This window comes from Prescottella equi (assembly GCF_020171745.1).
GTDB classification, from domain to species: Bacteria; Actinomycetota; Actinomycetes; order Mycobacteriales; family Mycobacteriaceae; genus Prescottella; species Prescottella equi_A.
This window is the reverse complement of sequence record NZ_JAIVAH010000012.1, coordinates 1-25,873: the sequence shown is the minus strand read 5'-3', so window position 1 is coordinate 25,873 and position 25,873 is coordinate 1. Positions and strand designations below refer to the sequence as shown.

Sequence of the window (25,873 nt, the reverse complement as noted above, 5' to 3'; positions counted from 1 at the left end):
AATCAGCGCACCGTCGCGAGAACGCCTCGGCCACCGTCCCATTCGCCGAGCAGCACGGGCCCGGTCGGCTCACCGTCGACCGGCCGGTGATGCACGACGACGGTGGTCCCGCCCGCCTCGATCACGCTGTCGGTGCCGTCGGTGGAGACCCGCACGTCGGTGACGGCCGGCACCTGGACGCCGGTGACACCGGAGCCCCAGGCGTGCGCGGAGTTGTCGATCTTGCGCGGCTCGGCGCCGTCGACGTGCACGAACTGGTCGGCCTCCCGACCGCCGCCGTAGACGGTGCCCAGCAACTGCTGCACGAAGACCGGGTCGGTGGTCGCGTCGTAGACGTACCGGCGGCCGAGCACCGAGTGATCCATCTCTCCGGCCGGGCGGGCACCGGGCAGCGGCGCCGACCGATATGTCAGCGGCACCTGGTAGACCGTGCCGCCGGCGTCGCGCACCAGGTGCACCTCGATGCCGACCTCACCGTCCGGGTCGTCGAACCGGTACGCCCCGACCGGCTCGATTGTCGGCGTCGCTCCGTCGTAGTACGGGGACGACGGGAGCCAGCCCGCGATCAGTTCCGGCTTGGTGGGTGACAGCTGTGCCGCGTACAAGAGGGCCATGCCCCGATGGTATCGGCCGGGAACCGCACCACCCCGAAATGCCGAATGTCACATGCGTTCGGTCGAAGCGAACGCATGTGACATTCGGTCACACGAGCGGGTGGGTCAGGCCAGGATGTCGCGGCGGACGATGGTCTCGTCCCGGCCCGGGCCGACGCCGATGCACGACATGAACGCGCCCGACAGCTCCTCGAGCCGCAGCACGTAGTTCTGCGCGGCGACCGGCAGCTCCTCGAAGGTGCGCGCCCCCGAGATGTCCTCGGACCAGCCCGGCATCTCCTCGTAGATCGGCTTGGCGTGGTGGATATCGGTCTGCGTCATCGGCATCTCGTCGACCCGCACGCCGTCCACGTCGTACGCGACACAGATCGGGATGGTCTCCAGGCTCGACAGCACGTCGAGCTTGGTGAGGAAGTAGTCGGTGATGCCGTTGACGCGGGTCGCGTAGCGGGCGATCACGGCGTCGAACCAGCCGGTACGACGGCCGCGACCGGTGGTGACACCGACCTCGCCGCCCTTGTCGGCCAAGTACTCACCGAACTCGTCGAACAGCTCCGTCGGGAACGGGCCCGAGCCGACGCGCGTGGTGTACGCCTTGAGGATGCCCAGGACCGTCTCGATCTTGGTGGGGCCGATGCCCGAACCGACCGATGCACCACCGGACGTCGGGTTCGACGAGGTCACGTACGGGTACGTGCCGTGGTCGACGTCGAGCAGCGTGCCCTGCGAGCCCTCGAGCAGCACGGTCTCGCCGCGCTCGAGCGCCAGGTTGAGCTGGAGACGGGTGTCGGCGATCCGGTGCTTGAAACCGGCGGCCTGCGTCAGGACCTCGTCGACCACCTGCTGCGGGTCGAGGGCCTTGCGGTTGTAGATCTTGACGAGCACCTGGTTCTTGAACTCCAGGGCGGCCTCGACCTTCTGGGTGAGGATCTTCTCGTCCAGGACGTCGGCCACGCGGACACCGACACGCGCGATCTTGTCCTGGTAGCAGGGGCCGATGCCGCGGCCCGTGGTGCCGATCTTCTTGGCGCCGAGGAAGCGCTCGGTGACCTTGTCGATGGCCACGTGGTACGGCATGATCAGGTGCGCATCGGCGCTGATCAGCAGCCCGCTGGTGTCGACGTTGCGGGCCTCGAGACCCGCCAGCTCCTGCAGCAGCACGCCCGGATCCACCACGACGCCGTTGCCGATCACATTTGTGACGCCCGGAGTGAGGATGCCCGACGGGATCAGGTGCAGCGCGAACTTCTCGCCGTTCGGCAGAACCACGGTGTGTCCGGCATTGTTGCCGCCCTGGTACCGCACGACCCACTGCAGGCGTCCGCCCAGTAGATCGGTAGCTTTGCCCTTACCCTCGTCGCCCCACTGGGCACCGATGAGGACGATTGCCGGCATTTCGCTGTCTCCTACGGTCGACGTGCAGCCTTGTACGACTGCATGGTCCTGCCGTGGTGTAGGCAGTGGCCGGAGGCACAGTCTAGCCGAGACCGGCCGTCGTCCAGCCCCCGAGGTCTCCGCACGCGCCCGGAAACGGCTTCCGACCACTCGGACTGTTTGCAGCGGCCGCGTCGGTTCGGGTAGACATCGAAATGCCCTTGCGTGCGGTGGTCGCGTCGTGCTCGCCCACCCTCCGCAACGCCACGATCCGAACGGCAGCGTCGGAGACAAGCAAGGAGTGTCATGGTTCCCGTAGTGCTCAAGTGCGGCAACGCGCCGCTACCGCTGGCGCTGCGGTCGCTCGACGTCCTGAACGTCCCGGCCCTGCCCGACAAGGACGACTTCGACGAGGCGTTCGCCAAGATCGAGACCTGCGAGAAGCCCCGGCTGATCGTCGTCGGCGACGACGCCGCCTTCGCGGCCGCGCTGACCCGGCTGATGCGCACCGATCGCCTGCACGTCGAACTCGCGTACGTGCCCGAGGAGCGGACCGACGCCACCCACGCCTACGGCCTGCGCACCGGCTCCAAGGCCGCCACGATCGCCGTGTCCGGCGTCGCCCGGCCGACGCCGCTGATCCGCGACGACGCGGGTATCGCGCTCGTCGGCGAGGCCCTCGTCTACGGGTCCGAGCACGCCGGCGAGCTGGTCGGCGAGGCCTACGTCGACGACCAGCGCCTGTTCTCCGGCACCGTGCCCGGCATGCGCATCGTGCCCAGCCCCGAACTTCCCGGCCTGCGCGCCACCGTCGACAAGCGCCGCTGGTTCGGCGGCCACCGGTGGCTGACCGGCCGCGCCGTCCAGCTCGGCTCGCCGGCCGCGGTCCTCACCCGCGACGGTGTCCGCACCCCGCGCCCCGTCAAGCGTTCGACGTTCTACCGCCACGACCAGGACTGGCTGCTCGTCTCCGCCTCCTGAGCCCGCTTCGCCCTTCTGAGCCCGCTTCGCCTGGATACTGGGGGGATGTACCCCGACGCGCGCCCCCGCGCCAGCCTCGTCCGACCGAGCCCGGTGTTCCTGGGCATCGTGGCGATCGCCGCAGTCGGCGGCGTCCTCGCCTGGCGCGCGACCGGCAACGAGGCGTCCGGACGCATCGGCGTGTTCCTGCTGGTCGTCGCGGGCTGGGTCGTCACGCTCTGCCTGCACGAGTTCGCGCACGCGTTCGTGGCGTGGCGAAACGGCGACCACGACGTCGTGATGCGCGGCTACCTGACGCTCGACCCGCGCAAGTACACCCAGCCGCTGCTGTCGATCGGACTGCCGGTGGTGTTCCTCGCGCTCGGCGGCATCGGACTGCCCGGCGGCGCGGTCTACCTGCAGACCGGACTGATGTCGCCGCGGGCGCAGACCCGGGTCAGCCTCGCCGGTCCGGCGGTGAACGCGGTGGCCGCGGTGGTCCTGCTCGTGGTCATTCGGCTGTTCGGCCTGGACGGCGACCACCAGGTGTTCTGGTGGGGGCTGAGCTTCCTGGCGTTCCTGCAGGTGATGGCGACCGTACTGAATCTGCTGCCGGTGCCCGGCCTGGACGGCTACGGCGCCCTCGAACCCCATCTGCAGCCGAGCACGCGGGCCTCACTCGACAAGGTCAAACCGTTCGGACTGCTCCTGCTGATCGCGCTGCTGTTCGTCCCACAGATCAACACCGTCTTCTTCGACGCGATCTACTGGTTGTTCGAACTGTCCGGTGTGCCCGACGTCTACGCGATGTTCGGCAACTACCTCATGCAGTTCTGGCGCAGCTGAGCCGCCCGATGCGTTGGGCGTGACCGCGCCGGCCCCGATCGGTTCCTGATCGAGGCCGGCCGGTCACATGGCATGACCCAGGCGCCCCCGCCCGAGCCTGAGGAGCAACAGCGCGAGCGTGTGTCCCTCCGGCCCCAGGTCGTCGAAACGCGACAGCACCCTCATTTCTCGGGTGTGCACCAAGCGGGTGCCGCCGCCGAGCATGCGTACCTCACCGATCAGGCGGGAGAGTTCGGTGCGCTGCTGAATTGCCGCGAGAATCTGTGCGTCCAGGCGATCGATCTCGCTGCGAAGCTGCTCGATGTCGACGTCCGATCGACGGTCTGCCGAGGGGGTGGCCGACATGTTCGTTACCTGTGCGCTGGTCATGCCGTAAACGCTAGGTACGCGTCCACGTAGGCACGTAGGTAGTTCACTACCCGATCTCGCGCGGCGGGTATCACTGCAGGTAGGACACCCAGCCGCGGCCGTCGTCGGAACGAAGTGCCGCCGCGTGCCGCTTGCGCAGCACCTCGCACACCGGCCCCGGCACGCCCTCCCCGACGGTGCGCCCGTCCACCTCCACCACCGGGGCCACCCCGGCCGACGTCCCGGTCGCGAAGACCTCGTCGGCGATGTAGAGCTCGGTGAGGTCGACGGTCCGTTCCACGACGGGGATCCCCTCCTCCGCGGCGAGGGTGAGCACGGTGCGGCGGTTGATGCCGTCGAGGATGTCGCACGAGACGTCGGGGGTGATCAGGGTGCCGCCGCGCACCAGGAAGATGTTGGCCGCGCTCAGCTCGCACACGTGCCCGGCGCCGTCGAGGAAGATCGCGTCGTCGTAGCCGGCGTCGATCGCGCCCTGCTTCGCGAGCACCGAGTTCACGTATGCGCCGTTGACCTTGGCCCGCGACGGGATCGCGAAGTCGGGGATCCGGCGCCACGTGCTGGTCCCGAGTCGCATCCCGTCCTGCGGCACGATCGGCACCGCGTCGTAGACGAACATCGAGACGACGGTGCGGCAGCCGCGCACGCGGGTGCCCGGGATCGACTCGTCGACGTGCACGGTGGCGCGGACGAAGACGTCGGACGCGGGCGCGTTCGCGGCGACGAGTTCGGTGGCCGCCGCCACGAACCGGTCGAAGCTCCACTCGTCGGCGAATCGGTCGATGCCGATGATCCGGCAGGACTCGACGAGCCGCCGGTAGTGGTCCTGCAACCGGAACGCCGAGCGGGCGCCGGCGTCGATGTGCACCGGGAACACCGTGTAGACACTCAGCCCGTACAGGACCGCGGACGTCGCGACGCCCAGGGTGGCCTCGTGCGCGGGCACCAGACGGTCGCGGTAGTACACGTGGGGATGCGGATCAGCCATGGCGCGATCGTAGGGAACCCGGCCGTCCGGGGACACCGAATTTGCGAACCACCCTGTCGTACGAACAGCGGGCAGACACCGACATCCATTCAGGTTACGTTGTGCTGCATCACGATTCGATGACCTCTCGGCGGCTGCCGGTGTCGGGCCGACGCGCCGCACCGACCTGCGGGCCCCGCACTCCCGCATGCTCCCCGAAAGGACCTGTCATGCACAGACAGTCACAGACTCGCAGTTGCAGCACCCGCCGCCGAATGGCGTTCGCCGCGATCGGCGTCGCCGGAGTGGCGCTCGCCCTCGCGACTCCGGCCGCCGCCTCCGCCGATCCCCTGTCCGACGTCGAGGGCGCGATCGGCGGCAGCGTCGCGGGTGCCACCACGGAATTCGACCGGGTCGCCGCGGGTGTCACCGGCGCCGTCAACGATCTCGGCGCGAGAGCGGCAAGCGGATCCGCCGCCATCAATCCGGGCGACGTGGCAACCGCCCTGATGGCCAACACCGGCAGTGCCGTCGAAATCGTCGACGGACTGGCCGCGCGAGACTCGGGCGCCGTCCTCGAGGGCATCATCCACGGCATCCAGGGGGTCGGCGCCGCCACCGGCTCCCTCGCACCGACCCAGGGATGCAACGCGACGACGATGGGCGGCGGCGCCGGCGTCACCAGCACCAAACACGAGATCGGACGGCCCGGTCCGACCGCCTTCGTACTGCGTCACGAGACCTACTCCATCCCGGACCGGATCGAGGTGTTCTACGAGGGAAATCGGATCCACGACACCGGCTACATCGGTGACGACACCAACCAGGGAACCGGCCAGGTCGTCGTCGGCGTCCCGCCCGGCCTGTCGACGTCCGTACTCGTCCGGATCACCGGACCCAACAACACCGAGTGGGACTACACGGTCAACTGCCCCACGCCGTGATCTCCGGTGCGGGCGGAGTGGAGTCGCAGCAGCCCTCGGGCCGCAGTCGCCAGAGCCTCGCGCAGGGTGGTCGGGGCCAGTACCTCGACCCCCGGCGCGAGGGTGAGCATCTGGTCGGCCGCGACGTCCTCGCCCTCGAGCATCAGATCGACCGTCACCCAACCCCGTTCGTCCGGATCCGACGGCGTCACCTTGGCGGCCTCCTCCCCCACCACCGACGACAGCCGACGCCACGCGAACGGCGAGAGCCGCACCCGGCACGGATAGCGCAGCAGCGCCCGGTCGAACTCCGCCGTCGACGCCGACCACCACGCGGCCAGGTCGAACGACTCCGGTCGCCGCGCCGGATCGTCCAGCACCTGCGCGGCGTCGATCCGCGACACCCGGTACGACAGCGTCCGATCCCGATGCCGCGCAACGAGATACCAGACGCCAGCCTTGGCCACCAGGCCCAGCGGGTCGAGCGTGCGCGATGTCTCCCGCGCCCCCTTGCGGTAGCGGATCCGCAGCCGTCGTCCCTCCAACACCGCCGCCGCGATCGACGCCAGCTCGCCGGTGTCCGACGTCCTCGCGAACCAGCCCGGCGCATCGATGTGCAGGCGCTCGCGCCACAGCAGCGCTCCGGCCCGCAGCGGAAGGGGCAGCGCGCCCAGCAGTTTCGACTCCGCCCGGGCGGTGACGTCGGCCAGACCCAGGTCGTCGGCGAGCCCCGGGATCCCCAGCAGCATCAGCGCCGACGTCTCCGCACCGGTCATCCCGCTGAGCTTGGACTGCCAGCCGTCGAGCAGACGGATGCCGCCGCCCGGACCGCTCTCGGTCCACACCGGCACGCCCGCTGCCTGCAGCGCCGCGACGTCGCGGTAGATCGTCCGGACCGAGACGTCGAGGTGCTCGGCCAGGCGCGCGGCGGTGGTGCCGGGGCCGCCCTGCAGTCGCAGCATCAGGTCCAGGAGTCGGCTCGAGCGCATGCCCGGAGCCTACGGAAAATTACTGACACAAGATGTCAGCGATGCGGCCGCACACTGGTGTCATGGCAACCTGGCAGGAATTCACCGAACAGGCCCCCGCGCTGGCCGACGCCGTCCGCGCGCGGCTCACCGCGCACAAGCACCACGTGATCGCGACACTGCGCGCCGACGGGTCGCCGCGCGTGAGCGGCACCGAGGTCGAGACCTTCCGGGGTCTGCTGGTGCTCGGATCGATGCCCGGCGCGCGCAAGGTCCGGGATCTGCAACGGGACCCTCGGTACTCGCTGCACTCCAATCCGGGCCATCACACGATGGAGGGCGGCGACGCCAAGATCTCCGGCCGGGCCCGCGAGCTGACCGGCACCGAGAAGCAGGCGATCCTCGACTCCTACCCGGAGAACCCGGGCGACGACGCGCAGATCTTCGAGCTCGGCATCGACGACGTCGTGCTCACGACCGTGTCGGACGATCGCCTGCACGTCGACCTCTGGCGCCCGGGCGCCGACGTCACGAGGACCAGCCGATGAGCACGCCGGACCTCACCGGAAAGGTCGCGCTGGTCGCCGGGGCGACGCGCGGCGCGGGCCGGGCCATCGCCGTCGAACTGGCCCGCGCGGGCGCCACCGTCTACGCGACCGGACGCAGCAGCCGGGTCGACGGCCGTTCCGAGATCGACCGGCCCGAGACCATCGAGGAGACCGGCGAGCTCATCGCGGCCGCGGGCGGCGACGGCATCGCGCTGCGGGTCGACCATCTCGACCCCGATCAGGTGCGCGCGCTGATCGACCGGATCGACGCCGACCACGGCCGCCTCGACATCCTCGTCAACGACATCTTCGGCGGCGACCGCTACGCCCAGTTCGGCACCACGCTGTGGGAGCACGACCTGGACGGCGGCCTGCGGATGCTGCGGATGGGGATCGACACCCACGTGATCACCAGCCGCTTCGCGCTGCCGCTGCTGATCCGCCGGCCGGGAGGCCTGGTGGTCGAGATGACCGACGGCACCGCCGAGTACAACGTCGCCTACCGGCACCACGTCGGCTTCTTCTACGACCTCGTCAAGGCGTCGGTGCAGCGGATGACCACCGCGCAGGCGTACGAGATGGCCCCGCACGGCGGCGCGGCCGTCGCGGTGACCCCGGGCTGGCTGCGGTCGGAGAACATGCTCGATGCCTTCGGCGTCACCGAGGACAACTGGCGCGACGCCCTCGAACAGGTGCCGCACTTCGCGATCTCGGAGACCCCGACGTTCGTCGGACGGGCGGTCGCGGCGCTGGCCGCGGACCCGGACGTCGGCGAGTTCAGCGGCAAAGTGGTCTCCAGCGGACAGCTCGCGCAGCGCTACGGCTTCACCGACGTCGACGGCTCCCGGCCCGACTGCTGGCGGTACCTCGTCGAGGTGCAGGACCCCGACCTGCCGGCGAACACCGACGGCTACCGCTGACCGCGCCTCACCAGGTGAGGTCCTCCTGGCACCGCGACCCCTCGACACCCGACTCGACCTGAACGGTGGCGTGGCCGAGTCCGTGCGCGTCGAGCACGGCCTTGGCCGCCGCCAGCACCCGCTGCGAATCCGTGCCCTCGCGGTCCATGGTCAGGTGCACCGTCGCGACGTCCATCCCGGTGGTGAGCGTCCACACGTGCAGGTCGTGGACGTCGGCGACGCCGGGAACGGCCCGCAGGTCGGCGCGGACGGCGTCGACGTCGACATTGGCGGGCGAGGCCTGGGTGAGGATGCGCAGCGCCGACCCGGCGAGCTTGAGCGCGCGCGGCACGACCCACAGCGAGATCAGGACACCGACCACGATGTCGGCGTACGTCCAGTCGAACAGCACCAGCGCGGCGCCGGCGATCAGGACACCGACGCTGCCGACGGCGTCGGCGAGCACCTCGAGGTACGCCCCGCGGACGGCGAGGGAGTCCTTGGCGTCGCCGCGCAGCATCAGCATCACGACGATGTTGGCGGCCAGGCCCGCGGCGGCGGTGAGCATCAGCGGGACGCCGGGGATCTCGGGGGCGTCACCGATGCGGCCGATGGCCTCGTACATGACGAACGCGGCGACACCGAGGAGCAGGACGGCGTTGGCCATCGCGGTGAGCACCTCGGCGCGGTGCCAGCCGAACGTGCGGGCCGCGGCCTTGGAGCCCTGCTTCGCGAGCAGCAGCGCCACGAGCCCCATCGACATGCCGACGACATCGGTGAGCATGTGGCCGGCGTCGGCGAGCAGGGAGAGGGATCCGATGGCGAGCGCGACGACCGTCTCGAGGACCAGGAAGCCCACCAGGATGGCCAACGCGATCACCATCTTGCGGATGCGCGTGGGCGTCGGCCCTACCCCGTTCGCGGCAGCGGTGTTGCCGTGACTGTGCCCGTGACCGGCTCCCATGATGGACCTCCTCGTCGGTTCGGCCCATCATATGCATGTATTCGCATATATGAAAAGGGTGTCAGAGGTCGGGGCGGTACGCGGGGTTGGGCACCGTCGGCGGCAGCGTCGCGATCGCCGAGATCCGCTCCAGCCCCGCGACCCGCAGCAGATCGACGATGAGCGAGCGGATCTGCGCGAACACCACGGTCGCGGAGATGCCCGCGCCCTCGACCAGTTCGGGCTTCATGCCCGACGCCGCCGTCCGCAGCACCCGGGCCGCCTCGGCCTGATCCGGCTGCTCCCCCGGCTCGGCGAGGATCATCCGGCGCAGCACGTCCAACGCGTGTGAGAGTTTCTCGATCTCGTCGACCAACCGGGGGTCGAGGATCTCGTCGTCGCGCACCAACGAGAGCGACCGGCGCGACAGGACGCGGATGTTGCGCATCGCGTTGTCGATCGGGTCGGCCGTCGCGGTGAGCCGCGCCAGCCGGGCACGACTGCCCCAGTACAGCGGGGAGATGCGGCTGATCTCCTTGCCGCCGGACAGATTGCTGCGGAGCGAATCGATCGCCGACTGCGTCTCGCGCGCCTTGTGCAACGCCTTCTCGATCGGCTTCGGGTCGTTCTCGATGAGCCCGTCGGCGACCAGTTGCAGCACGTCGGCCGCGGTCGCGAGAATCCCGGCGGCGTCGCGCCGGGCGCGGCGCACCGGGTGGGTGGGGACGACTGCGACGACGGCGATGCCGACCAGGCCACCGACGAGGGCGTCGACCATCCGCTCGATCCCGGCCACGTCACCGGGCGGCAGCAGCGTCGCCACCAGCACCGCGGACGTGCCCGCCTGCATCGAGAAGATGGGTCCCGAGCCGATCAGCACGGCCGTGCCCATCGCGAGGGTGACCACCAGCGTGATCTGCCACGCTCCCGTACCGATCACCGAGATCAGCAGGTCGCCGACGCCGATGCCGACGGTGACACCGCACACCAGTTCCACCGACCGGCGCATCCGTGCCCCGAGGGACAGGCCCAGCGAGACGACGGCCGCGATCGGGGCGAAGAACGGCCGCGTGTGCCCGACGACCTCGGTCGCGAACCACCACGCGAGCCCGGCCGCGAGGCCGCACTGCAGGATCGGCAGCGCCGAGGCGCGCAGGCGACGGACGTTCGCCGCTGCGCGCGCTCGGCCCGCTGCCGGGGTGGGAACGAAGCGGTTAGCCGAGACCAAGTGCTTCGGCTGCCCGCGGATCGCTGTCCTCGAGCAGGTCCAGGCAGCGTGCGTACTCGTCGTTCTCGCCGATGGCTCGCGCGGCCTTGGCCAGCACGGCGACACAGCGCAGGAATCCGCGATTCGGCTCGTGGCTGTAGGGGACGGCGCCGAAGCCCTTCCACCCGTTGCGGCGCAGCTGGTCGAGTCCACGGTGGTAACCGGTACGCGCGTATGCGTACGCCGTGATGGTCTGCCCCTGCTCGAGCGCGGCCTCCGCGAGGTACGCCCACGCGATCGAGGCGGTGGGGTGCTCGGCGGCAACCTTCGCCGGGTCCTCGTGGTTGAGCAGCGCCGACTCCGCGTCCTCGTCGCCGGGGAGCAGGGTGGGCTGTGGTCCGAGAAGATCACCGAATGACGTCATGCCGTCCATTGTGCCGTCACCGGCCGGGGGGCCGATAGGCTGCCCACCAGTTGATCTCGCTCCCGGACCGAGAGGCGTCACGTGCCCGACCAGAACGACAATCCGACTCGCCCGGCCGCCGGTCCGCAGCGCATCGAAGCTGCGGCACCGAGCACCAAGCCCCGTCCGCGCCGCAACAACCGCGGATGGGTCGTCGCGTCGACGCTGGCCGTCGTCGGCGTGCTGGCCGCGCTCGGCGTCACCGGGTTCGTGATCGCCCGCGCCGGAGCCCACGACCCGGACGAGTCCCGCGTCCGGGATGCCGTCGACACCTTCGCCCAGGCCCTCGACTCCGGGAATCTGACCGCGCTGCAGTCATCGACGTGCGGCGACCTGGCCACCTTCTACCGCGACATCCCGCCCGCCGAGTTCTCCGGCGTGCACCGTGACGTCGTCACACACGGCGGCGTCCCGGTCGTCACGAGCATCGACACCGTCCAGATCACCGGGGACTCCGCGATCGCGCAGGTCACCGCGCACACCGCGGCCAACCCGTCCGACGCGTCGCCGCGCACGCTCGACCTCGAACGCGTCGACGGCACGTGGAAGGTGTGCGACCGCGAGTAAGTACCCCCCCCCGAAACGCGTTTTGCGCACTTATCGCGGGTTTCCCGTCCCGGGAACCGCGATAAGTGCGCAAAACGCGAAAAGGGGTGACGCGTGACTAGCCGGCGGAGACGGAACGCCCCGCGGACTTGAGGTCGTTGCAGGCCTCGATGACGCGAGCGGTCATGCCGGCCTCGGCCTTCTTCAGGTAGCTGCGCGGGTCGTAGACCTTCTTGTTGCCGACCTCGCCGTCGACCTTGAGGACGCCGTCGTAGTTGGCGAACATGTGGCCGGCGATCGGACGCGAGAACGCGTACTGGGTGTCGGTGTCGACGTTCATCTTCACGACGCCGTAGCGCAGCGAGTCCTCGATCTCCGACTTCAGCGAGCCCGAGCCGCCGTGGAAGACGAAGTCGAACGGCTGCGAGCCGGCGGCCAGACCCAGCTTGGCGATGGCGGCCTCCTGGCCCTCCTTCAGCACCTCGGGCTTCAGGACGACGTTGCCCGGCTTGTAGACGCCGTGCACGTTGCCGAACGTCGCGGCCAGCAGGTACTTGCCGTTCTCGCCGACACCGAGCGCGTCGACGGTCTTCTCGAAGTCCTCGCGCGACGTGTACAGCTTGTCGTCGATCGCGGCCTCGACGCCGTCCTCTTCACCGCCGACGACGCCGATCTCGACCTCGAGGATGATGTTCGCGGCCTTCGACAGCTTCAGCAGCTCCTGCGCGATCGCCAGGTTCTCGTCGATCGGCACGGCCGAGCCGTCCCACATGTGCGACTGGAACAGCGGGTTCCGACCGGCGTTGACGCGCTCCTGCGAGATCGCGAGCAGCGGGCGGACGAAGGTGTCCAGCTTGTCCTTGGGGCAGTGATCGGTGTGCAGCGCGATCGTCACGTCGTACTTGGCGGCGATGACGTGCGCGAACTCGGCGAGCGCGACGGCACCCGTCACCATGTCCTTGACACCCAGGCCCGAGCCGAACTCCGCGCCACCGGTCGAGAACTGGATGATGCCGTCACTGCCGGCGTCCGCGAAACCCTTGATCGCGGCGTTGATCGTCTCCGACGACGTGCAGTTGATGGCGGGGAAGGCGAAGGAGTGCTCCTTGGCCCGACCGAGCATCTCGGCGTAGACCTCGGGAGTTGCGATAGGCACGGCGGCTGTCCTCCATGTGACGGTTCGGGGGCGCGGCCGACTGTGACGGCGCACCGGTTGTCTATGCAGTATGGCAACCCGGACGCGTCGCCGCCTCCCCTGGTGCCGACTCCGTGTCGGCCCGGTGTCGAGCCCGGTGTCGGCTCACCCGACTCGGTGGACTCAGCGGTCTCTCAGCGGCCGCCGGTAGTCTGGTGCGCGTGAATGTGCTGGCAGCCTCGGAGTCCGTGACCACGAATCTGGCATTGCTGCCGGGATTCCTCGATCCAGTGAACCTGCTGAACTCGTTCGGCACCTGGATGCTGATCGGACTTCTGCTGGTCGTCTTCATCGAGTCGGGTCTGCTGTTCCCGCTCCTCCCGGGCGACTCCCTGCTGTTCACCGCGGGTCTGATCGCGGCCTCGAAGTCGGCGGAGGTGGAGCCGTTCGCGCCGCTGTGGGTGCTGATGGTGACCATCCCGATCGCCGCGGTCCTCGGCGACCAGGTGGGCTACCTTATCGGCGCGAAGGGCGGGTCGGCCCTCTTCAAGTCCGACGACGCCAAGCTCTTCAAGAAGAGCTACATCGACGAGTCCCAGGCCTTCTTCGAGAAGCACGGCCCCATCACCATCTTCCTGGCCCGCTTCGTTCCGATCGTGCGCACGTACGCGCCGCTCGTGGCCGGTGCGTCGAAGATGAAGTACTCGACGTTCATCACCTACAACGTCATCGGCGGCATCGTGTGGGGCGCCGGCGTCACGCTGCTCGGCTTCTGGCTCGGGCAGATCCAGTTCATCGCCGACAACATCGACTACATCTTCATCGGCATCGTGCTGGTGTCGGTCATCCCGATCATCGTCGAGGTCGGTAAGCGCTACTTCGGTTCCCGCAAGGCGTCGAAGGCCCCCGTCGAGGCCGCCGAGCCCGTCCGGACCCCGAACGACCCGACCGTTTGACCATGACCGTCGCGGCCGGAACCTTCGGTCCGCTCGAATCGGCCGGTCCCGCACTGGTCTGGATCATCGTCCTCACGTTCGTCTTCCTCGAATGCGCACTGATCATCGGGCTGTTCCTGCCCGGTGACTCGCTGCTGGTGACCGCGGGCATCGTGCTCGCGACCCACGAGGCCGGCGCGCAGCACACCTGGGCACTGTCCGCGGGCGCGATGGGCGCCGCGGTCGCCGGTAACCAGGTGGGCTACGTGATCGGCAAACGCAGCGGACACCACCTCGTGGCCCGCCGCAACGGCCGGTACGTCAATGCTGCGAACCTGCACAAGGTGAACGTGCTGCTCGATCGGCACGGCTTCTGGGCGGTCCTGGTCGCCCGCTGGATCCCGTGGGTCCGGACGCTGTGCCCGATGGTCGCGGGCGCCGCGAACATGGACCACCGCCGCTACACGATCGCCAGCACCATCGGGGCGATCGTGTGGGCGCCGGTGCTGCTGATGATCGGTTTCTACTGCGGTTCGCTGCTCGAACGGGTGCCGTGGCTGATGCCGCTCGTACTCGGCGTCCTGGTGGCGTTGCTCGTGATCGGCACCGCGGCGGGCGTGTGGGGCTACCGGCGGGAGATGGCGAAGCCGGCCGAGGACGTCGTCGTCGACGACGTCCACCACTGACGCTCACTCACCTGACGGCCCGTCACCGCCGCTTCGGGTAGCCGGCCGCCGACACCAGGTACGCCGACTCCATCAACAGCCAACCGCCCAACTGCACCGACAGGTCCCGTTCGGCGATGTCCGACGGGTGCACCGACCCGTCGGAGAACGTCGCGATGCCCGCGCCGAGGCCGGGCAGCTGCGCGGGGATGCTCCAGTCCTTGCCGAACAGCGGCAGCTCCTCGACCTGGAGCCGGTTCTCCCACGCCGCTTCCGCCGAGCCGAGCACCAGTTGCGCGGCGAGCTGCCGGGCGCGCACGTCCTCGGGGGTGTCGCCGGGCAGCATGAGCGCCACCAGGGCCAGGTACCGGGCGAGCAGCCCGTTGAACAGGCCGCCGTCGCCGCCGCCCCCGTCGCGGATCACTCCGCCGCGGGTCAGTCGTTCGTCGATCGCATCGACCAGCCGGTGCACCCGGAGCCGGTGCCGCGGCGCGCCCATCCGGACCGCCAGTTCCGTCTCGAGGCTGAGCACCGTGCCCTGGCAGTACGAGTAGATGTTGCGTTCGATGGTGCCGTCGGCGCGGATGCCGTCGAAGATCAGTCCCGTCTCCGGATCGCGCAGCGTGTCGTCGATCCAGTCCGCGATCGCCTGCGCCCGCCACAACCGGCCGAGCCGGGCCAGCACCAGCCCGGCCGGCCCGTTCGCCGGGGTGTTGAAGAAATCGGAGTGCTTGCGCCACGGGATGCCGCCGCCGGAATCGGGTGACCACGCATCGAACAGCTGCGACTCGAGCGTCGACAGCGCCTTCCGGCTGTCGATCAACTGCATCCGCTGCGCGCGTTCGAGAGCGAGCGCGAGCCACGCCATGTCGTCGTAGTAGGCGTTGGTCCAGCCCGAGATGTTCCGGAAGCGGTGACCCCGAATGAGTCTCGCGAGCCGACGCCGGCGTCGCGCGGTGGGGTTTCGTTCGGCGGCGTCGACAGTGCAGTTGATGAGGTTCGCCTGCCACCAGTAGTGCCAGTTGACGAACATCCGTTCCCGCCGCACCGCAGGCCACGCCACCACCGCGAGCGCGGTCCCCGGCATCCCCCACACGCGGCGAATGTGCCGGGTCATGACCGCCTCCTCGGCGGCATCCGCCCGGGCAGACCATTCGCGCTGCATGTTTACCGATCTTGCCTGGGCGTCGGTGCTTTTGCTACCGGACTCGCTGGTACGACGACGGTGTCTGCGCTACCAGGCCTGGTCGAGGTCGGCGTGCTGCCGGATCCAGGCGTGCATCGCGATCCCCGCCGCGACACCGGCGTTGATGCTGCGGGTGGAACCGAACTGGGCGATCGACACCGTCATCGATGCGACCGCGTGTCCCTGATCGGTGACGCCGGGCCCCTCCTGGCCGAACAGCAACAGGCAGTTCCGCGGCAACTCGACCGTCTCGAGCGGCACCGATCCCGGCGTGTTGTCGACCGCGACGACCGTCAGCCCGTTCTCCTGCGCGAACACCGCCAACTCGTCGAGGTCGGTGTGGTGGACCAGGTGCTGGTAGCGGTCGGTGACCATGGCGCCGCGCCGATTCCAGCGTCGCCGCCCGACGATGTGGACCGCGGCCGCCGCGAACGCGTTCGCCGTGCGCACCACAGTCCCGATGTTCGAGTCGTGCGCGAAGTTCTCGATCGCCACGTGCAGCGGGTGCCGCCGGGAGTCGATGTCGGCGACGATCGCCTCGCGCGTCCAGTAGCGGTACGCGTCGACAACGTTGCGGCGGTCGCCCTCCGCGAGCAACTGCGGGTCGTAGCGCTCGTCGGTCGGCGGCGGGGTGTCGTGCTCGTCGGTCCACGGGCCGACGCCGTGCGGGTGCTCGCCCCACTCGGTGGGCCCCGCCACGTCGGCGTCGTCGGCGGCCGGGGAATGCATCTTGGGTTCTTCGGTGGTCAAAACGTCTCGTTCGAATCGGGGGCGACGGTGAACCCGTGCCCGGTCTCGTCGTTGGTGCATGTCACCGACGACGCCGTCGTCTCGCAGGTGTACCCCAGCTTGGCGAGCGGGGTCCCCGGCGCGAGCACCGGTTCGGTCCCGGCGCCGGACGTGTAGACCTGCCCGCCCGAGCACATGAACGCGCCGCGGCCGGTGTTCTCGACGCGGATCCCGTTCCCCCAGCTGACCATGCAGTCGTCCGGCCGCGGCGGCACCGGTGTGGTGACGCCCTCGCAGCCGGCCTCGGTGCGGCCCGGCAGCCGCACGATCCCGCACGTGAAGGTGCCGTCGGGTGAGGAGAAGAAGTAGGACTCGTTGCGCTGGAACTGCACGTCGGTGAGTGTCGTGGTGGCCGCCGCGGTGGTCGTGGGTGCCGTCGTGGTGGTCGTCGGGGCCGTCGTCGTGGTGGTGGGCGCGGCCACGGATGTCGTGGTCGTCGGCGCTGCGACGGTGGTGGTGGGTTCGGCCGCCGGTGTCTCCGCCGGACTTCCGCATGCAGTCAGTGCGAGCACGGCGGCCAGCGCCGCACCCACTCCCAGACACGGCAGCGATACCCGACGCACAACCCACTCCTGACCGATTTCCCGACGCGATCCGTCGTCACCGAACTCTAGTCGTCCGCACCGTCACTCGATTCAGGCGCGGCTGAGCACCTTGTTCGACAGCCGCGCCAGCCACGCGGGCGAGATCGCCGACGCCGCCGCGAGGACCCGGGCTTGGACGCCGACCGGGTAGTGCACCTTCGGGAACCGTCGGCGGTGCTGGGTGGCGTCGACGATCGCGTCGGCGACGTGCTGCGGGGTGAGCCGCACCCCGAGCGAACGGGTACTGCCGATGGACATTCCGCGGATCATCCCGGTCCGCACGAACAGCGGCCACACGTCGAGCACCCGGATGTCGTGGCCCCGCCACTCGAGTTCCAGCGCCTCGGTGAGCCCGCGCACCGCGAACTTGGTGGCGCTGTAGGTGGCGAGTTCCGGCTGGCCGTAGATCGCGGACGCGGACGCGAGGTTCACCACCTGCGCGCCCGGCGTCTCCTTCAGATACGGATACGCCGTGTGCAGGCCGTTCATCGTGCCTACGACGTTGATGTCCACCATCCGGCGCTGCGCGTCGAGCGGCAGGTCCTCGAAATGCCCCGACGCCAGGACACCGGCATTGTTGATCAGAACGTCGAGTCGGCCGTCGCCCGAGGTGAACTCGGCCAACCGGAGACGCCACTCGTCGGCGTCGGTGACGTCCAGGATGCCGGTGCGGACCCGGCCGCCCTGCGTGAGGATCTCCTCACGCAGGGCGCCGAGTCCGTCTTCGTCGATGTCGTACGCGCCCACGAAGTACCCGCGGCGGGCGAACTCCACGGCGGTCGCGCGTCCGATCCCCGCCGCGGCGCCGGTGACGAACACGGTGGGTCGAGGTGTCGGTGCCATGCCGTCAGGCTAAGCGCTGCGCGACGAAACCGGGTGTACTCAGGCCGAATTCGCCACCGGTCGCTCGCCGGCCGCTGTGTCCAGCGCGGCCGTCGGGCGCGGGACGGTGAACGTCGCGGCCACACACGCGATCGCGACGGCGAAGCACGCGACGGTGTACCAGAGGTTGCCGATCGGGTCCCCGTTCGTCGTCACGCCGTCGACGGCCCCGAAGAAGTCGGGCAGGGCGCTCAGCCACAGCACCCCCATCACCGTGAGGTACACGATGCTGTAGACCCGGACGAAGTCGTTGGAGTAGGCCGGGGCGTCGGACGTTCCCGAACGCAGCCGCGACCACTGTTTGACCAGCAGCGGAATCGCGACCACCGTGACGGCGATCAGTTCCGCCGCGTAGAGGACGCCGCGCACCGTGTCGCTGCCCATGCCGAAGACCGTCGCCGGCAGCGGCAGGACGAACACGCCGACCGACGCCACCAGCCCGACCACGATTGTGCGCCAGACCAACTGGAGCCCGGAGAAATGCCGTCCCCCGTCCACGTGGCGGCCGACGAAGAACTGGACGCACAGCGCAAGCGACATCGGCCACAGCGCCGCGAACACCACCACGCTCGGCAGCGGCACCGAATCGAAGAACGGCAGGTTGACCTTGTTGTCGAGGGTCCACTCCCACCACCGCAGCTGCGGCCCGAGCTGGTCGAAGATCTCGTAGAACGCGTGGTGGACGAACCCGACGCACACCGCGCCGAGGAACACGCCGTAGCGGCGGAACACGCCGAGCATCCGGACGAGCTCGAACGCCAGCGTCGCCATCAGCGGATAGATCGCGATGATGTACAGCGGCAGTCTGCCCCACAGGAATTCGACGGTGAACACGTTGTGGGCGAACATCGTGCCCAGGTATTCCTCGGTGCCGAACGTACCCGGGAAGTAGATCGGCGGTTCGATCACGAACAGGAACGCGGTGGCGCCGAACCACAGCACCAGATTGGTGGGGTCGCCGTGCCGACGCAGTCGCACGATCGCGTAGACGAGGGCGAGCACCGAGCCGAGCACGATGGTGAGCTCGAGGACCGGCAGCGTCCAGTTCTCCAGCGCCGTCGGGCTGCGCAGCTCGAAGAGGCCGCCGGCCTCCTCACACGAGAAGCCGAGCCGGGTCGCCAGGTCCTCGAAGGTCGGCGTACACAGATCCGACATCAGTTCACCCCCGACGCCACGGACTCGGCCGTGTACCAACGGGTGCAGTCGTCACCGGCGTCGTAGCGGGTGAACCACTCGTCGGCGAGGACCGGCAGGTTCTCGTGCGTCGGGTTGTGTCCGGGCATCTGGCTGCGGACGGCGCCGCGCAGCGCGATGAGCTGCTCGCCGATCGGCAGGCCGTCGAACGCGCGCGGCATCGGCCCCTTGGTCAGGTACGGCGCGAGGGTGGTGAGCACCCGCTGCTTGACCCGGTGCCGGGCGAACATGGACAGCGAGTCGACCTTCCGCTCGGACAGCGGAACGTGCTGATTGAAGCCGGCACACGCGATCCGGATCGACTTCATCACGTGCGCGAAGATCGAGGGCGCCATCCGCATCCGGTAGAGCTCGTTGCCGACGATGGAGTTGTAGATGATCAGCGCCGAGCTGCGGTGCTCGACCTCCTCGACGAAGTGCCACAGGAACAGCGACGCGACCCGGTCGTCTCCGGGCGCGAACAGCGTGGCCTCGTTGTCGAGCATGAGCTTGAAGACCGGCGTGAACGTCGCCTCGAGGTCGGCGGTGTACGCGAGCCGGTAGTTGATCGAGGTGCGCTCGGTCAGCAGGTCGAACTCGCCGACGACCGCGTCGAGCGTGTTCTGCAGTCCGGGGTAGCTGCGGATCAGTCCGTTCACGTGCTGGCGGTGCGCGGTGGAGTGGTGGCCCTCCTGCCGCATGAACGCGACCGCCTCCTCCGCGACCTCGGGGTCGGTGATGAGCGGCTTGGCCTGCAGGATCAGCTTCACGATCATCTTCTCGAAGCCGATGGCCAGGAACGACACCGCGTTCGACATGCTCGACCAGGCCGGGTTCTCGGGGTTCCACAGGAACGGCACGTCGCCGTCGTCGAACCCGAAATCCATCTTCCGGGGCTTGAGATCCGTCATGCGCACTACCTCGTTCGTCGTCGGTGCGGGCCCGTCCGGGCAGGCCGGGGCCACGATCGCCGCCATCATACGATCGAGTCGTCATTTGTATGATTGGTTTCGGCGAAATCGCTGCCACCTGCACGGGGACCCACTGGACTGCTGGTACGGTCCGCCCGTGGCACGCAGACGCGGATGGGGCGGCAAGCCGCCGGTCGACGACGAGGAGGCGGCGCGGCGGATCGTCGAGGCCGCAGTGGAGACGATCGCCCGCACCGGTTCGGCCGTCAGCATCGCGGACGTCGCCGAGTCCCTGGGCGTCATCCGGCAGACGGTGTACCGCTACTTCCCCAGCGCCGATGAGCTGATGCGGGCATCGGCAATCGCGTCGGTCGGCGCGTTCCTCGACCGCCTCACCCAGCACGTGCAGGGCCTCGGCGACCCCGCGGACGCCCTGGTCGAGGGCGTGATCTACACGCTCGACGACGTCCGCCGCACCCCACACCTGGGCATCATGCTCGGGACCCCCTCGCACACCGACGGGATCACGTCCGAGGAGGCCCGAGCCTTCGGCATGACGATGATCCGGCGGTTCGACGTCGACTGGGAGCGGCACGGCTACGACGACGCGTCGCTGGGCGAACTCGTCGAACACCTGCTGCGGACGATGCAGTCGTTCTTCGTCTCCCCCGGCAGCCCGCAGCGCTCGGACGACGAACTACGCCGCTACCTGCGCCGATGGCTCGCGCCGGCGATCGTCGCGCAGCCCGGCTACAGGCCAGCCGGGTCCCCGTCGGACGACTAGGCTGGGTTGCGTCACGGGAAGAAAGCCATGAACCACCCACGCATCGTCCGCACCGTCTGCTTCATCACCGTCAGCTACGTCATCGTGCTGGCGGTCTGGCTCGGCTGGCTCGTCGACCACACCCCCGAGGGCACGATCCCGTACCAGATCGGCGGCCTGCTCGCGGCCTACGGATCCGCACTGGGACTGGGGATGATGTGGGCCGACCGCCCCACTCGCGCCGAACGGAAACTGGCGCGACACGGCCTCGAGGGGTGGGCGACCATCCGCCGCGCGCAACCGCTGCGCCGGACGGTCGACAACGGTCAGCTCACCGAACTCGACCTGGCGCTGACGGTGCCCGGCTCCGAGTCGTACACCGGCACAGTGGTTTACGAGGTGGCACGAGAATTCCGGGAGCACTTCCTCCCGGGTGAGACGATCTCAATCCGCGTCGACCCGCACAACCGCGATCGAATCCTGATCTACCCCTAGCCGATTCGCTTCTTCGCCCGACGGCCCAGCTCGACCATCCCCTCGACGAGCAGCAGCTGGGCGGCCGCGTACGACGCGAGGATGGCACCCTCGGCCACGGCCCGCGACTTCTCGCCGCGCAGGAACAGCTTGCGCACCACGATCGTTCCGTCGGAGGCGGTGAACAGCAGGCCACCGAGACCGAGCCAGCTGCGACGGTCGCGACGGTTCGGCATCGGCAGGCCCGCGACGTCGGAGGCGCCGGGCGCCAGCGCGGGATCGGCGGCGAGCGTCGCGGTGGTGCCGAGCAGCGCGCCGTACCCGGTGAGGGTCTTCGCGACCGTCGGCGCCTTCGCGTGCAGCAGCCCCGACGCGCCGGCCCAGGCACCGATTCGCGGCAGTGCGGCGGCGAGGCGCGGGCGCGCACCCCGGCGGACGAGCAGCGACGAGTACGTCGTCTGCATGACGCCGAACGAGGTGGCGCCGCGGCGCAGGCGCGCGTCGACGTCGGGGTCGATCATGAAGACGTCGCCGACGGTGGCGGCGGCCAGACCCGCCACGAGCAGCGCGGTGTCGGCGGTGTCGAGGTCGTCGCGACGGCGCAGCACCCGGGTCGCGAGCGCCGGCGCGATGAGCGGCTTCGCGACCTGCTGGACCCGCTCGCGTCCGGTGACCGCGCCGTAGATCGTCGCCGCCGTCGCACCCAGGAACACCGCGTGTTCGAGTCCCCACTTCTTGCCGCTCGCGAATGCCATGCCCACTCCTCGTGTCCGATTCGGCACGACTGCTCTCGTTGTGTTCGTCGCGTTCGCCGTGTCCGATTCCGCACGACGGTACCGCCGCCGCCCTCCCCTCCCCGCGTTTTGCGCACTTGACGCGCCCCCGGGACCCGTTTCGGCGCGACAAGTGCGCGAAACGCGGAGGGTAGACATAGATAGTTAGCTTATGTAATTATTATCTTCCGTGAGTTCGAACGATCCTCAGTTCCGCGACCTGCTCGTCGAACTGGTGAGCAACGCCCACCGGTTCACCCGACTCGCGTCCGCGCTTTCCGTCGACGACCGACCCCGGCCGTGGATGCGGGCGCTGTCGCTGCTCGAGGAGCAGGGCCCGATCCGGATCAGCACCTTCGCGAGACTCGACCGCTGCTCCCAACCGTCGGCGACGGCGCTGCTCAAGCGCCTCGGCGAGGAGGGGCTGGTGTCGCGCGAGACGGACCCCGACGACTGCCGCGCCGTCCTCGTCGGCATCACCGACGACGGCCGACGCTGGCTCGCCGACGCCCGCCACGACGTCGCCGACGCGCTGACGCCGCACTTCGCGCATCTCGAGCCCGAGCAGGTCGCCCGGATCTCGGACGGACTGGGCGAACTCCGGGCGATCATCCGGACCGCCGCAGCAGAGCGCTGACCACCACGACATCACCGAGGAGGGATACGTGAGCACCACGACCGCACCGGCCGCGAGCAAGCCGAGCATCCTGCACCAACCGAAAGCGGTGTGGGCCGTAGCCTTCGCCAGCGTCATCGCGTTCATGGGCATCGGGCTCGTGGACCCGATCCTCAAGCCGATCGCCGAACAGCTCGACGCGACACCGTCGCAGGTGTCGCTGTTGTTCACCAGCTACATGCTGGTCACGGGCGTCGCCATGCTGTTCACCGGCGTGATCTCGAGCCGCATCGGCGCGAAGAAGACGCTGCTGTGGGGTCTGGCGATCATCGTGGTGTTCGCCGCCGCCGCCGGCACGTCGGACACCATCAACCAGATCGTCGGCTTCCGCGCCGGCTGGGGCCTGGGCAACGCACTGTTCATCGCGACGGCGTTGGCCGCGATCGTCGGCGCCGCCAGCGGCGGTGTCGCGCAGGCGATCATCCTCTACGAGGCGGCACTCGGCATCGGTATCGCGGTCGGTCCGCTGGTCGGCGGAGTGCTCGGCAACATCAGCTGGCGCGCACCGTTCTTCGGTGTCGCGACGCTCATGGCGATCGCCTTCATCCTCATCATGGTGATGCTGCCCAAGGCCCCCAAGCCGCAGCACCGGACCTCGCTCGCCGCACCGTTCCTCGCGCTGCGCCACCGCGGTCTGCTCACGGTCGCGATTACCGCGCTGCTCTACAACTACGGCTTCTTCACGCTGCTCGCGTACACCCCGTTCCCGCTCGACATGGGCGCGTACTCGATCGGCTTCATCTTCTTCGGCTGGGGTGTGGCGCTGGCGATCGCGTCGGTGTTCCTGGCCCCGCGCCTGCAGCGCCGCTTCGGCACGCTGCCGATGATGATCGCCGCGCTGACACTGTTCGCCCTCGACCTGGCGGCCATGGCACTGTTCACCGACTCCAAGCCCGCGCTCATCGTGTGCGTCGTCCTGGCCGGACTCTTCCTGGGAGTCAACAACACCCTCATCACCGAGACCGTGATGATCTCGGCGCCCGTCGAACGTTCGACGGCGTCGGCCGCGTACAGCTTCGTCCGGTTCGTCGGCGGTGCCGCGGCCCCGTACGTCGCCGGCAAGCTCGGTGAACACAACGCCCACGTGCCGTTCTGGGTGGGCGCCGCGTGCACCGTCCTCGGCATCCTGGTCCTCGCCTCGGGCCGCAAGGTGCTGGCGCACATCGACGATCACGACCCCGAGCCGCACAGTGTCGACGAGGCCGTCGCGGTCACCGTCGGCGACGCGGACTGACGCTTCCGCCCTCCCCTCCCCTCGCGTTTTGCGCACTTGTCGCGGGATTCCCGGCTCCCCGGTCGCGACAAGTGCGCAAAACGCGGTCGGGGGGTCAGGTGGCCGGGGTGTGGACCAGGTCGATGTACTCCTGCGGCAGTTCCTCGAACGCCAGCTTGGTGACGCTCGACGGACCCGAGTGGTACGAGTCCTCGCCCTGGATCAGGCCGTTCTCGTCGACCGGCCACAGGATCAGCTGCCGGAACGAGACCAGGTAGTCGGCGGCCTCGTCGTCGACCGGGATCCCGATCTGCGCGGCGTACGAGCCGGGGTAGATCTGCTTGAGGAAACCCTCGGTGACCAGGCAGTGGTCGTCCACCACGAGTCGGTCGAGCTCGTACTCGAGGATGTTGGTGCGGGTCGCGAGGAAGTCGATGTAGTACGTCTTCACGCCCTCGGTGCCCTTGGGCCCGACGTCCCGGCCGCCGTTCCAGAAGTGGTAGTCGGGAGCGGGATTCAGCGTCGCCATCAGCCGGTCCAGGTCCGGGGCGGCCTCGGCCTTCATGTGCTCGATCACCGCGCCGAGGACGACGCGGTGGCGGGCGTTGGTGGTGACGGCGAGACGCTGCTCGAGCAGTTCCCACGTGCGATTTGGGTCGATCACGGCCATGTGCGAATTCCCTTCCGATGAAACGAACTTCGTCACGATGGTGTCCCATCGGGCGGGTCCGGGTCACCCGACGGGCGTCGACCGTTCCGTCCCTCGGACCCGACGGGCGTCGGGCTCAGAACCCCGGCCCGAAGACCTCCGACGCCGCGAGTTCGGTCGACGACAGCGCCATCCGGCGGATCATCAGCACCAGCGTCGCCATGAACCGGTCCATCGAATCCTCCAGGTCCCAGCCCATCTCGGCCTCGAGGTGGGCGAGGCGCGCGGCGACGGTGCTGTGGTGGACGTGCAGTTCGGACGCCGTCCGGCGCAGCGACCCGAACACGCAGAATGCCTCCAGTGTGGCCACCTCCTGGGCGCCGGTCGCCGACGCCGCGAGCGCATTGATCCGCGCGACGTCCCGATCGTTGAGCAGACGTTCGAGGGGCAGTTCGACGAGCAGTTCGAGCGAACTCAGCCGGCTGTAGGCAACCGCACGACGCCCGTACCCGGTGGACGACGCGAAGCGCAGCGCCCGACGGGCCTGCTTCCACGACGTCGGCGCCGCATACACACTCATCCGTTCCCCGATCCCCACCCAGGGCCCGCGATCGGTGCCCGACGTCGGATGCGCGCCGACGATCGCGGCGTGCAGATCGTCCGCGAGGAAGCGGCTGTCGGCGGTGTCCTGCAGCAGCACCGCCGTCAGGTTGCCGACGTCGACCGACCGGACGAGTCGGCCCGCGCAGGTCCGCGAGATCACCTCGACCGCAGCCGAACTCGCGGCCGACGACACCGCCAGCACCCGGACGTCCCGGGCCGGATCCAGTCCGAGCAACCCCACCGCCCGGACCCGGTCCTCGCGACGCTCCCTGTCCGACAGCACCACCTCGAGCAGCGCGGGATCGCCCATCCGTAGACCGTCCCTCGGCCCCGACCGCGCTGCCGCGACGCGCAGCGTGTGGCGCAGGCGATCCAGCAGCACCGAGTCGAGTGGGCGTTCGGCGCCGTCGCGGTCCAACCACACCACGGGGTCGTCGTGCGCCGGTGCCGCCGGACTCATGTCGCTTCGTGGGTTCCCGAGCGCGTCGTACCCGATCACGGTGCCGGACGCCCAGCCCGCGCCGACCGGGCACTCCGCGAGCAGGGCCGCCGCCCGGACGACGGTGTCCGCGTTGGCCGCCGACTCCCCGAGCTCGTCGAAGTACGCGATGATCCGCAGCACCGACACCGAGTCGGAGCCCAGTTCCGACATCCGCACCCGCTCCTGGCCCACCGTCGCTCCGTTCCTCGTCACCCTCCGCGAATGACTCACGCACCTCCGAGAATGTCTCGGCACCGCCCGGAGGGGACCCTTCCCTCCCGATCCACGGGACTCGACCCCTCGCGTTTTGCGCACTTATCGCGCTTCCGAGGGACTCGGAGCCGCGATAAGTGCGCA

30 protein-coding genes are annotated in these 25,873 nt (G+C 69.4%); 12 read left to right on the top strand and 18 right to left on the bottom strand.

The features are described 5' to 3' along the window. Positions 1-2: 2 nt before the first annotated feature. Entirely contained in the window at positions 3-614 is a 612-nt protein-coding gene (locus LCL87_RS08825; protein ID WP_225018759.1) for a maltokinase N-terminal cap-like domain-containing protein, read from the bottom strand. A gap of 105 nt (positions 615-719) precedes the next feature. Then, positions 720-2,009 carry an adenylosuccinate synthase gene (locus tag LCL87_RS08820; RefSeq protein ID WP_225018756.1) on the bottom strand — a complete coding sequence of 430 codons (1,290 nt, stop codon included), beginning with the start codon at positions 2,007-2,009 and terminating at the stop codon, positions 720-722. 285 nt (positions 2,010-2,294) lie between these two features. Between LCL87_RS08820 and LCL87_RS08815 the strand changes: the two genes are divergently transcribed. Then, positions 2,295-2,969 (top strand): hypothetical protein, encoded by a 675-nt coding sequence (locus LCL87_RS08815; protein ID WP_225018754.1) that lies wholly within the window; start codon positions 2,295-2,297, stop codon positions 2,967-2,969. A 45-nt stretch (positions 2,970-3,014) separates the two neighbouring features. Continuing rightward, positions 3,015-3,794: a site-2 protease family protein gene (locus LCL87_RS08810; RefSeq protein WP_225018751.1), complete on the top strand. Its 780-nt coding sequence runs from the start codon at positions 3,015-3,017 to the stop codon at positions 3,792-3,794. A 63-nt stretch (positions 3,795-3,857) separates the two neighbouring features. Here the strand turns inward: LCL87_RS08810 and LCL87_RS08805 are convergent, their stop codons facing one another. Continuing rightward, entirely contained in the window at positions 3,858-4,163 is a 306-nt protein-coding gene (locus tag LCL87_RS08805; RefSeq protein WP_107982469.1) for a chorismate mutase, read from the bottom strand. Positions 4,164-4,233: 70 nt separating this feature from the next. After that, positions 4,234-5,148 (bottom strand): aminotransferase class IV, encoded by a 915-nt coding sequence (locus tag LCL87_RS08800; RefSeq protein WP_225018749.1) that lies wholly within the window; start codon positions 5,146-5,148, stop codon positions 4,234-4,236. Between the two features lie 209 nt (positions 5,149-5,357). Between LCL87_RS08800 and LCL87_RS08795 the strand changes: the two genes are divergently transcribed. Beyond that, a complete protein-coding gene (locus LCL87_RS08795) occupies positions 5,358-6,071 on the top strand; it encodes a hypothetical protein (protein ID WP_225018746.1) in 714 nt (237 codons plus the stop codon). On the opposite strand, the gene LCL87_RS08790 is transcribed toward LCL87_RS08795, so the two are convergent. After that, the gene (locus LCL87_RS08790; RefSeq protein ID WP_225018744.1) at positions 6,044-7,039 is read right to left on the bottom strand and encodes a helix-turn-helix transcriptional regulator; all 996 of its coding nucleotides are present in this window, start codon (positions 7,037-7,039) and stop codon (positions 6,044-6,046) included. The genes LCL87_RS08795 and LCL87_RS08790 overlap by 28 nt on opposite strands. Before the next feature lie 62 nt (positions 7,040-7,101). On the opposite strand from LCL87_RS08790, the gene LCL87_RS08785 reads away from it, so the two are divergent. Next, positions 7,102-7,566, top strand: a complete 465-nt coding sequence (locus LCL87_RS08785; protein WP_225018742.1) for a pyridoxamine 5'-phosphate oxidase family protein — start codon at positions 7,102-7,104, stop codon at positions 7,564-7,566. After that, complete coding sequence (locus tag LCL87_RS08780) at positions 7,563-8,486, top strand: SDR family oxidoreductase (RefSeq protein WP_225018741.1); 924 nt, start codon at positions 7,563-7,565, stop codon at positions 8,484-8,486. The genes LCL87_RS08785 and LCL87_RS08780 overlap by 4 nt, the downstream gene beginning before the upstream one ends. A gap of 7 nt (positions 8,487-8,493) precedes the next feature. On the opposite strand, the gene LCL87_RS08775 is transcribed toward LCL87_RS08780, so the two are convergent. The 3 genes from LCL87_RS08775 to LCL87_RS08765 form a co-directional block, all read right to left on the bottom strand. Further along, a complete protein-coding gene (locus LCL87_RS08775) occupies positions 8,494-9,429 on the bottom strand; it encodes a cation diffusion facilitator family transporter (protein WP_225018739.1) in 936 nt (311 codons plus the stop codon). Between the two features lie 61 nt (positions 9,430-9,490). Next, positions 9,491-10,564: an FUSC family protein gene (locus LCL87_RS08770; protein WP_225019243.1), complete on the bottom strand. Its 1,074-nt coding sequence runs from the start codon at positions 10,562-10,564 to the stop codon at positions 9,491-9,493. Between the two features lie 58 nt (positions 10,565-10,622). After that, positions 10,623-11,039: a DUF3151 domain-containing protein gene (locus tag LCL87_RS08765; RefSeq protein ID WP_225018737.1), complete on the bottom strand. Its 417-nt coding sequence runs from the start codon at positions 11,037-11,039 to the stop codon at positions 10,623-10,625. An 81-nt stretch (positions 11,040-11,120) separates the two neighbouring features. Between LCL87_RS08765 and LCL87_RS08760 the strand changes: the two genes are divergently transcribed. Then, positions 11,121-11,645, top strand: a complete 525-nt coding sequence (locus LCL87_RS08760) for an Rv0361 family membrane protein (RefSeq protein ID WP_225018735.1) — start codon at positions 11,121-11,123, stop codon at positions 11,643-11,645. A gap of 97 nt (positions 11,646-11,742) precedes the next feature. Here LCL87_RS08760 and fbaA read toward each other — a convergent pair whose 3' ends face one another. Further along, positions 11,743-12,780 (bottom strand): class II fructose-bisphosphate aldolase, encoded by a 1,038-nt coding sequence (gene fbaA / locus LCL87_RS08755; protein WP_225018733.1) that lies wholly within the window; start codon positions 12,778-12,780, stop codon positions 11,743-11,745. Between the two features lie 194 nt (positions 12,781-12,974). Here fbaA and LCL87_RS08750 point away from each other — a divergent pair, with 194 nt between their 5' ends. Both LCL87_RS08750 and LCL87_RS08745 read left to right on the top strand, forming a co-directional pair. Then, a complete protein-coding gene (locus LCL87_RS08750) occupies positions 12,975-13,715 on the top strand; it encodes a VTT domain-containing protein (protein WP_510850724.1) in 741 nt (246 codons plus the stop codon). 2 nt (positions 13,716-13,717) lie between these two features. After that, positions 13,718-14,380, top strand: coding sequence for a DedA family protein (locus tag LCL87_RS08745; protein WP_225018729.1), 663 nt, complete (start codon positions 13,718-13,720; stop codon positions 14,378-14,380). A 22-nt stretch (positions 14,381-14,402) separates the two neighbouring features. Here the strand turns inward: LCL87_RS08745 and LCL87_RS08740 are convergent, their stop codons facing one another. From LCL87_RS08740 to LCL87_RS08715, 6 genes are all read right to left on the bottom strand, one after another. Then, positions 14,403-15,524: a glycoside hydrolase family 76 protein gene (locus LCL87_RS08740; RefSeq protein ID WP_225018727.1), complete on the bottom strand. Its 1,122-nt coding sequence runs from the start codon at positions 15,522-15,524 to the stop codon at positions 14,403-14,405. A 69-nt stretch (positions 15,525-15,593) separates the two neighbouring features. Next, entirely contained in the window at positions 15,594-16,274 is a 681-nt protein-coding gene (locus LCL87_RS08735) for a TrmH family RNA methyltransferase (RefSeq protein ID WP_225019241.1), read from the bottom strand. Positions 16,275-16,291: 17 nt separating this feature from the next. Continuing rightward, on the bottom strand, positions 16,292-16,897 hold the full coding sequence (locus tag LCL87_RS08730) for a DUF6636 domain-containing protein (protein ID WP_225018725.1): 606 nt from the start codon (positions 16,895-16,897) through the stop codon (positions 16,292-16,294). 72 nt (positions 16,898-16,969) lie between these two features. Beyond that, entirely contained in the window at positions 16,970-17,761 is a 792-nt protein-coding gene (locus tag LCL87_RS08725) for an SDR family oxidoreductase (protein WP_225018723.1), read from the bottom strand. Between the two features lie 39 nt (positions 17,762-17,800). Then, a complete protein-coding gene (locus tag LCL87_RS08720; RefSeq protein ID WP_225018722.1) occupies positions 17,801-18,955 on the bottom strand; it encodes a hypothetical protein in 1,155 nt (384 codons plus the stop codon). Further along, positions 18,955-19,884: a metal-dependent hydrolase gene (locus LCL87_RS08715; RefSeq protein WP_225018721.1), complete on the bottom strand. Its 930-nt coding sequence runs from the start codon at positions 19,882-19,884 to the stop codon at positions 18,955-18,957. Before LCL87_RS08715 ends, LCL87_RS08720 begins: the two co-directional genes overlap by 1 nt. A 157-nt stretch (positions 19,885-20,041) precedes the next feature. Here LCL87_RS08715 and LCL87_RS08710 point away from each other — a divergent pair, with 157 nt between their 5' ends. Beyond that, positions 20,042-20,668: a TetR/AcrR family transcriptional regulator gene (locus LCL87_RS08710; protein ID WP_225018720.1), complete on the top strand. Its 627-nt coding sequence runs from the start codon at positions 20,042-20,044 to the stop codon at positions 20,666-20,668. A 27-nt stretch (positions 20,669-20,695) separates the two neighbouring features. Continuing rightward, positions 20,696-21,142 (top strand): hypothetical protein, encoded by a 447-nt coding sequence (locus LCL87_RS08705; RefSeq protein WP_225018719.1) that lies wholly within the window; start codon positions 20,696-20,698, stop codon positions 21,140-21,142. Here LCL87_RS08705 and LCL87_RS08700 read toward each other — a convergent pair. Further along, complete coding sequence (locus LCL87_RS08700) at positions 21,139-21,876, bottom strand: lysoplasmalogenase family protein (RefSeq protein ID WP_225018718.1); 738 nt, start codon at positions 21,874-21,876, stop codon at positions 21,139-21,141. The two genes, LCL87_RS08705 and LCL87_RS08700, sit on opposite strands and share 4 nt — an antisense overlap. A gap of 208 nt (positions 21,877-22,084) precedes the next feature. Here LCL87_RS08700 and LCL87_RS08695 point away from each other — a divergent pair, with 208 nt between their 5' ends. Both LCL87_RS08695 and LCL87_RS08690 read left to right on the top strand, forming a co-directional pair. Then, positions 22,085-22,531: a MarR family transcriptional regulator gene (locus LCL87_RS08695; protein ID WP_225018717.1), complete on the top strand. Its 447-nt coding sequence runs from the start codon at positions 22,085-22,087 to the stop codon at positions 22,529-22,531. Between the two features lie 28 nt (positions 22,532-22,559). Then, positions 22,560-23,804 carry an MFS transporter gene (locus LCL87_RS08690; protein WP_225018716.1) on the top strand — a complete coding sequence of 415 codons (1,245 nt, stop codon included), beginning with the start codon at positions 22,560-22,562 and terminating at the stop codon, positions 23,802-23,804. A 94-nt stretch (positions 23,805-23,898) separates the two neighbouring features. Here the strand turns inward: LCL87_RS08690 and LCL87_RS08685 are convergent, their stop codons facing one another. Both LCL87_RS08685 and LCL87_RS08680 read right to left on the bottom strand, forming a co-directional pair. After that, on the bottom strand, positions 23,899-24,453 hold the full coding sequence (locus LCL87_RS08685) for a nuclear transport factor 2 family protein (protein ID WP_225018713.1): 555 nt from the start codon (positions 24,451-24,453) through the stop codon (positions 23,899-23,901). 115 nt (positions 24,454-24,568) lie between these two features. Then, entirely contained in the window at positions 24,569-25,687 is a 1,119-nt protein-coding gene (locus LCL87_RS08680; protein WP_225019239.1) for a helix-turn-helix domain-containing protein, read from the bottom strand. Positions 25,688-25,873: the final 186 nt, after the last annotated feature.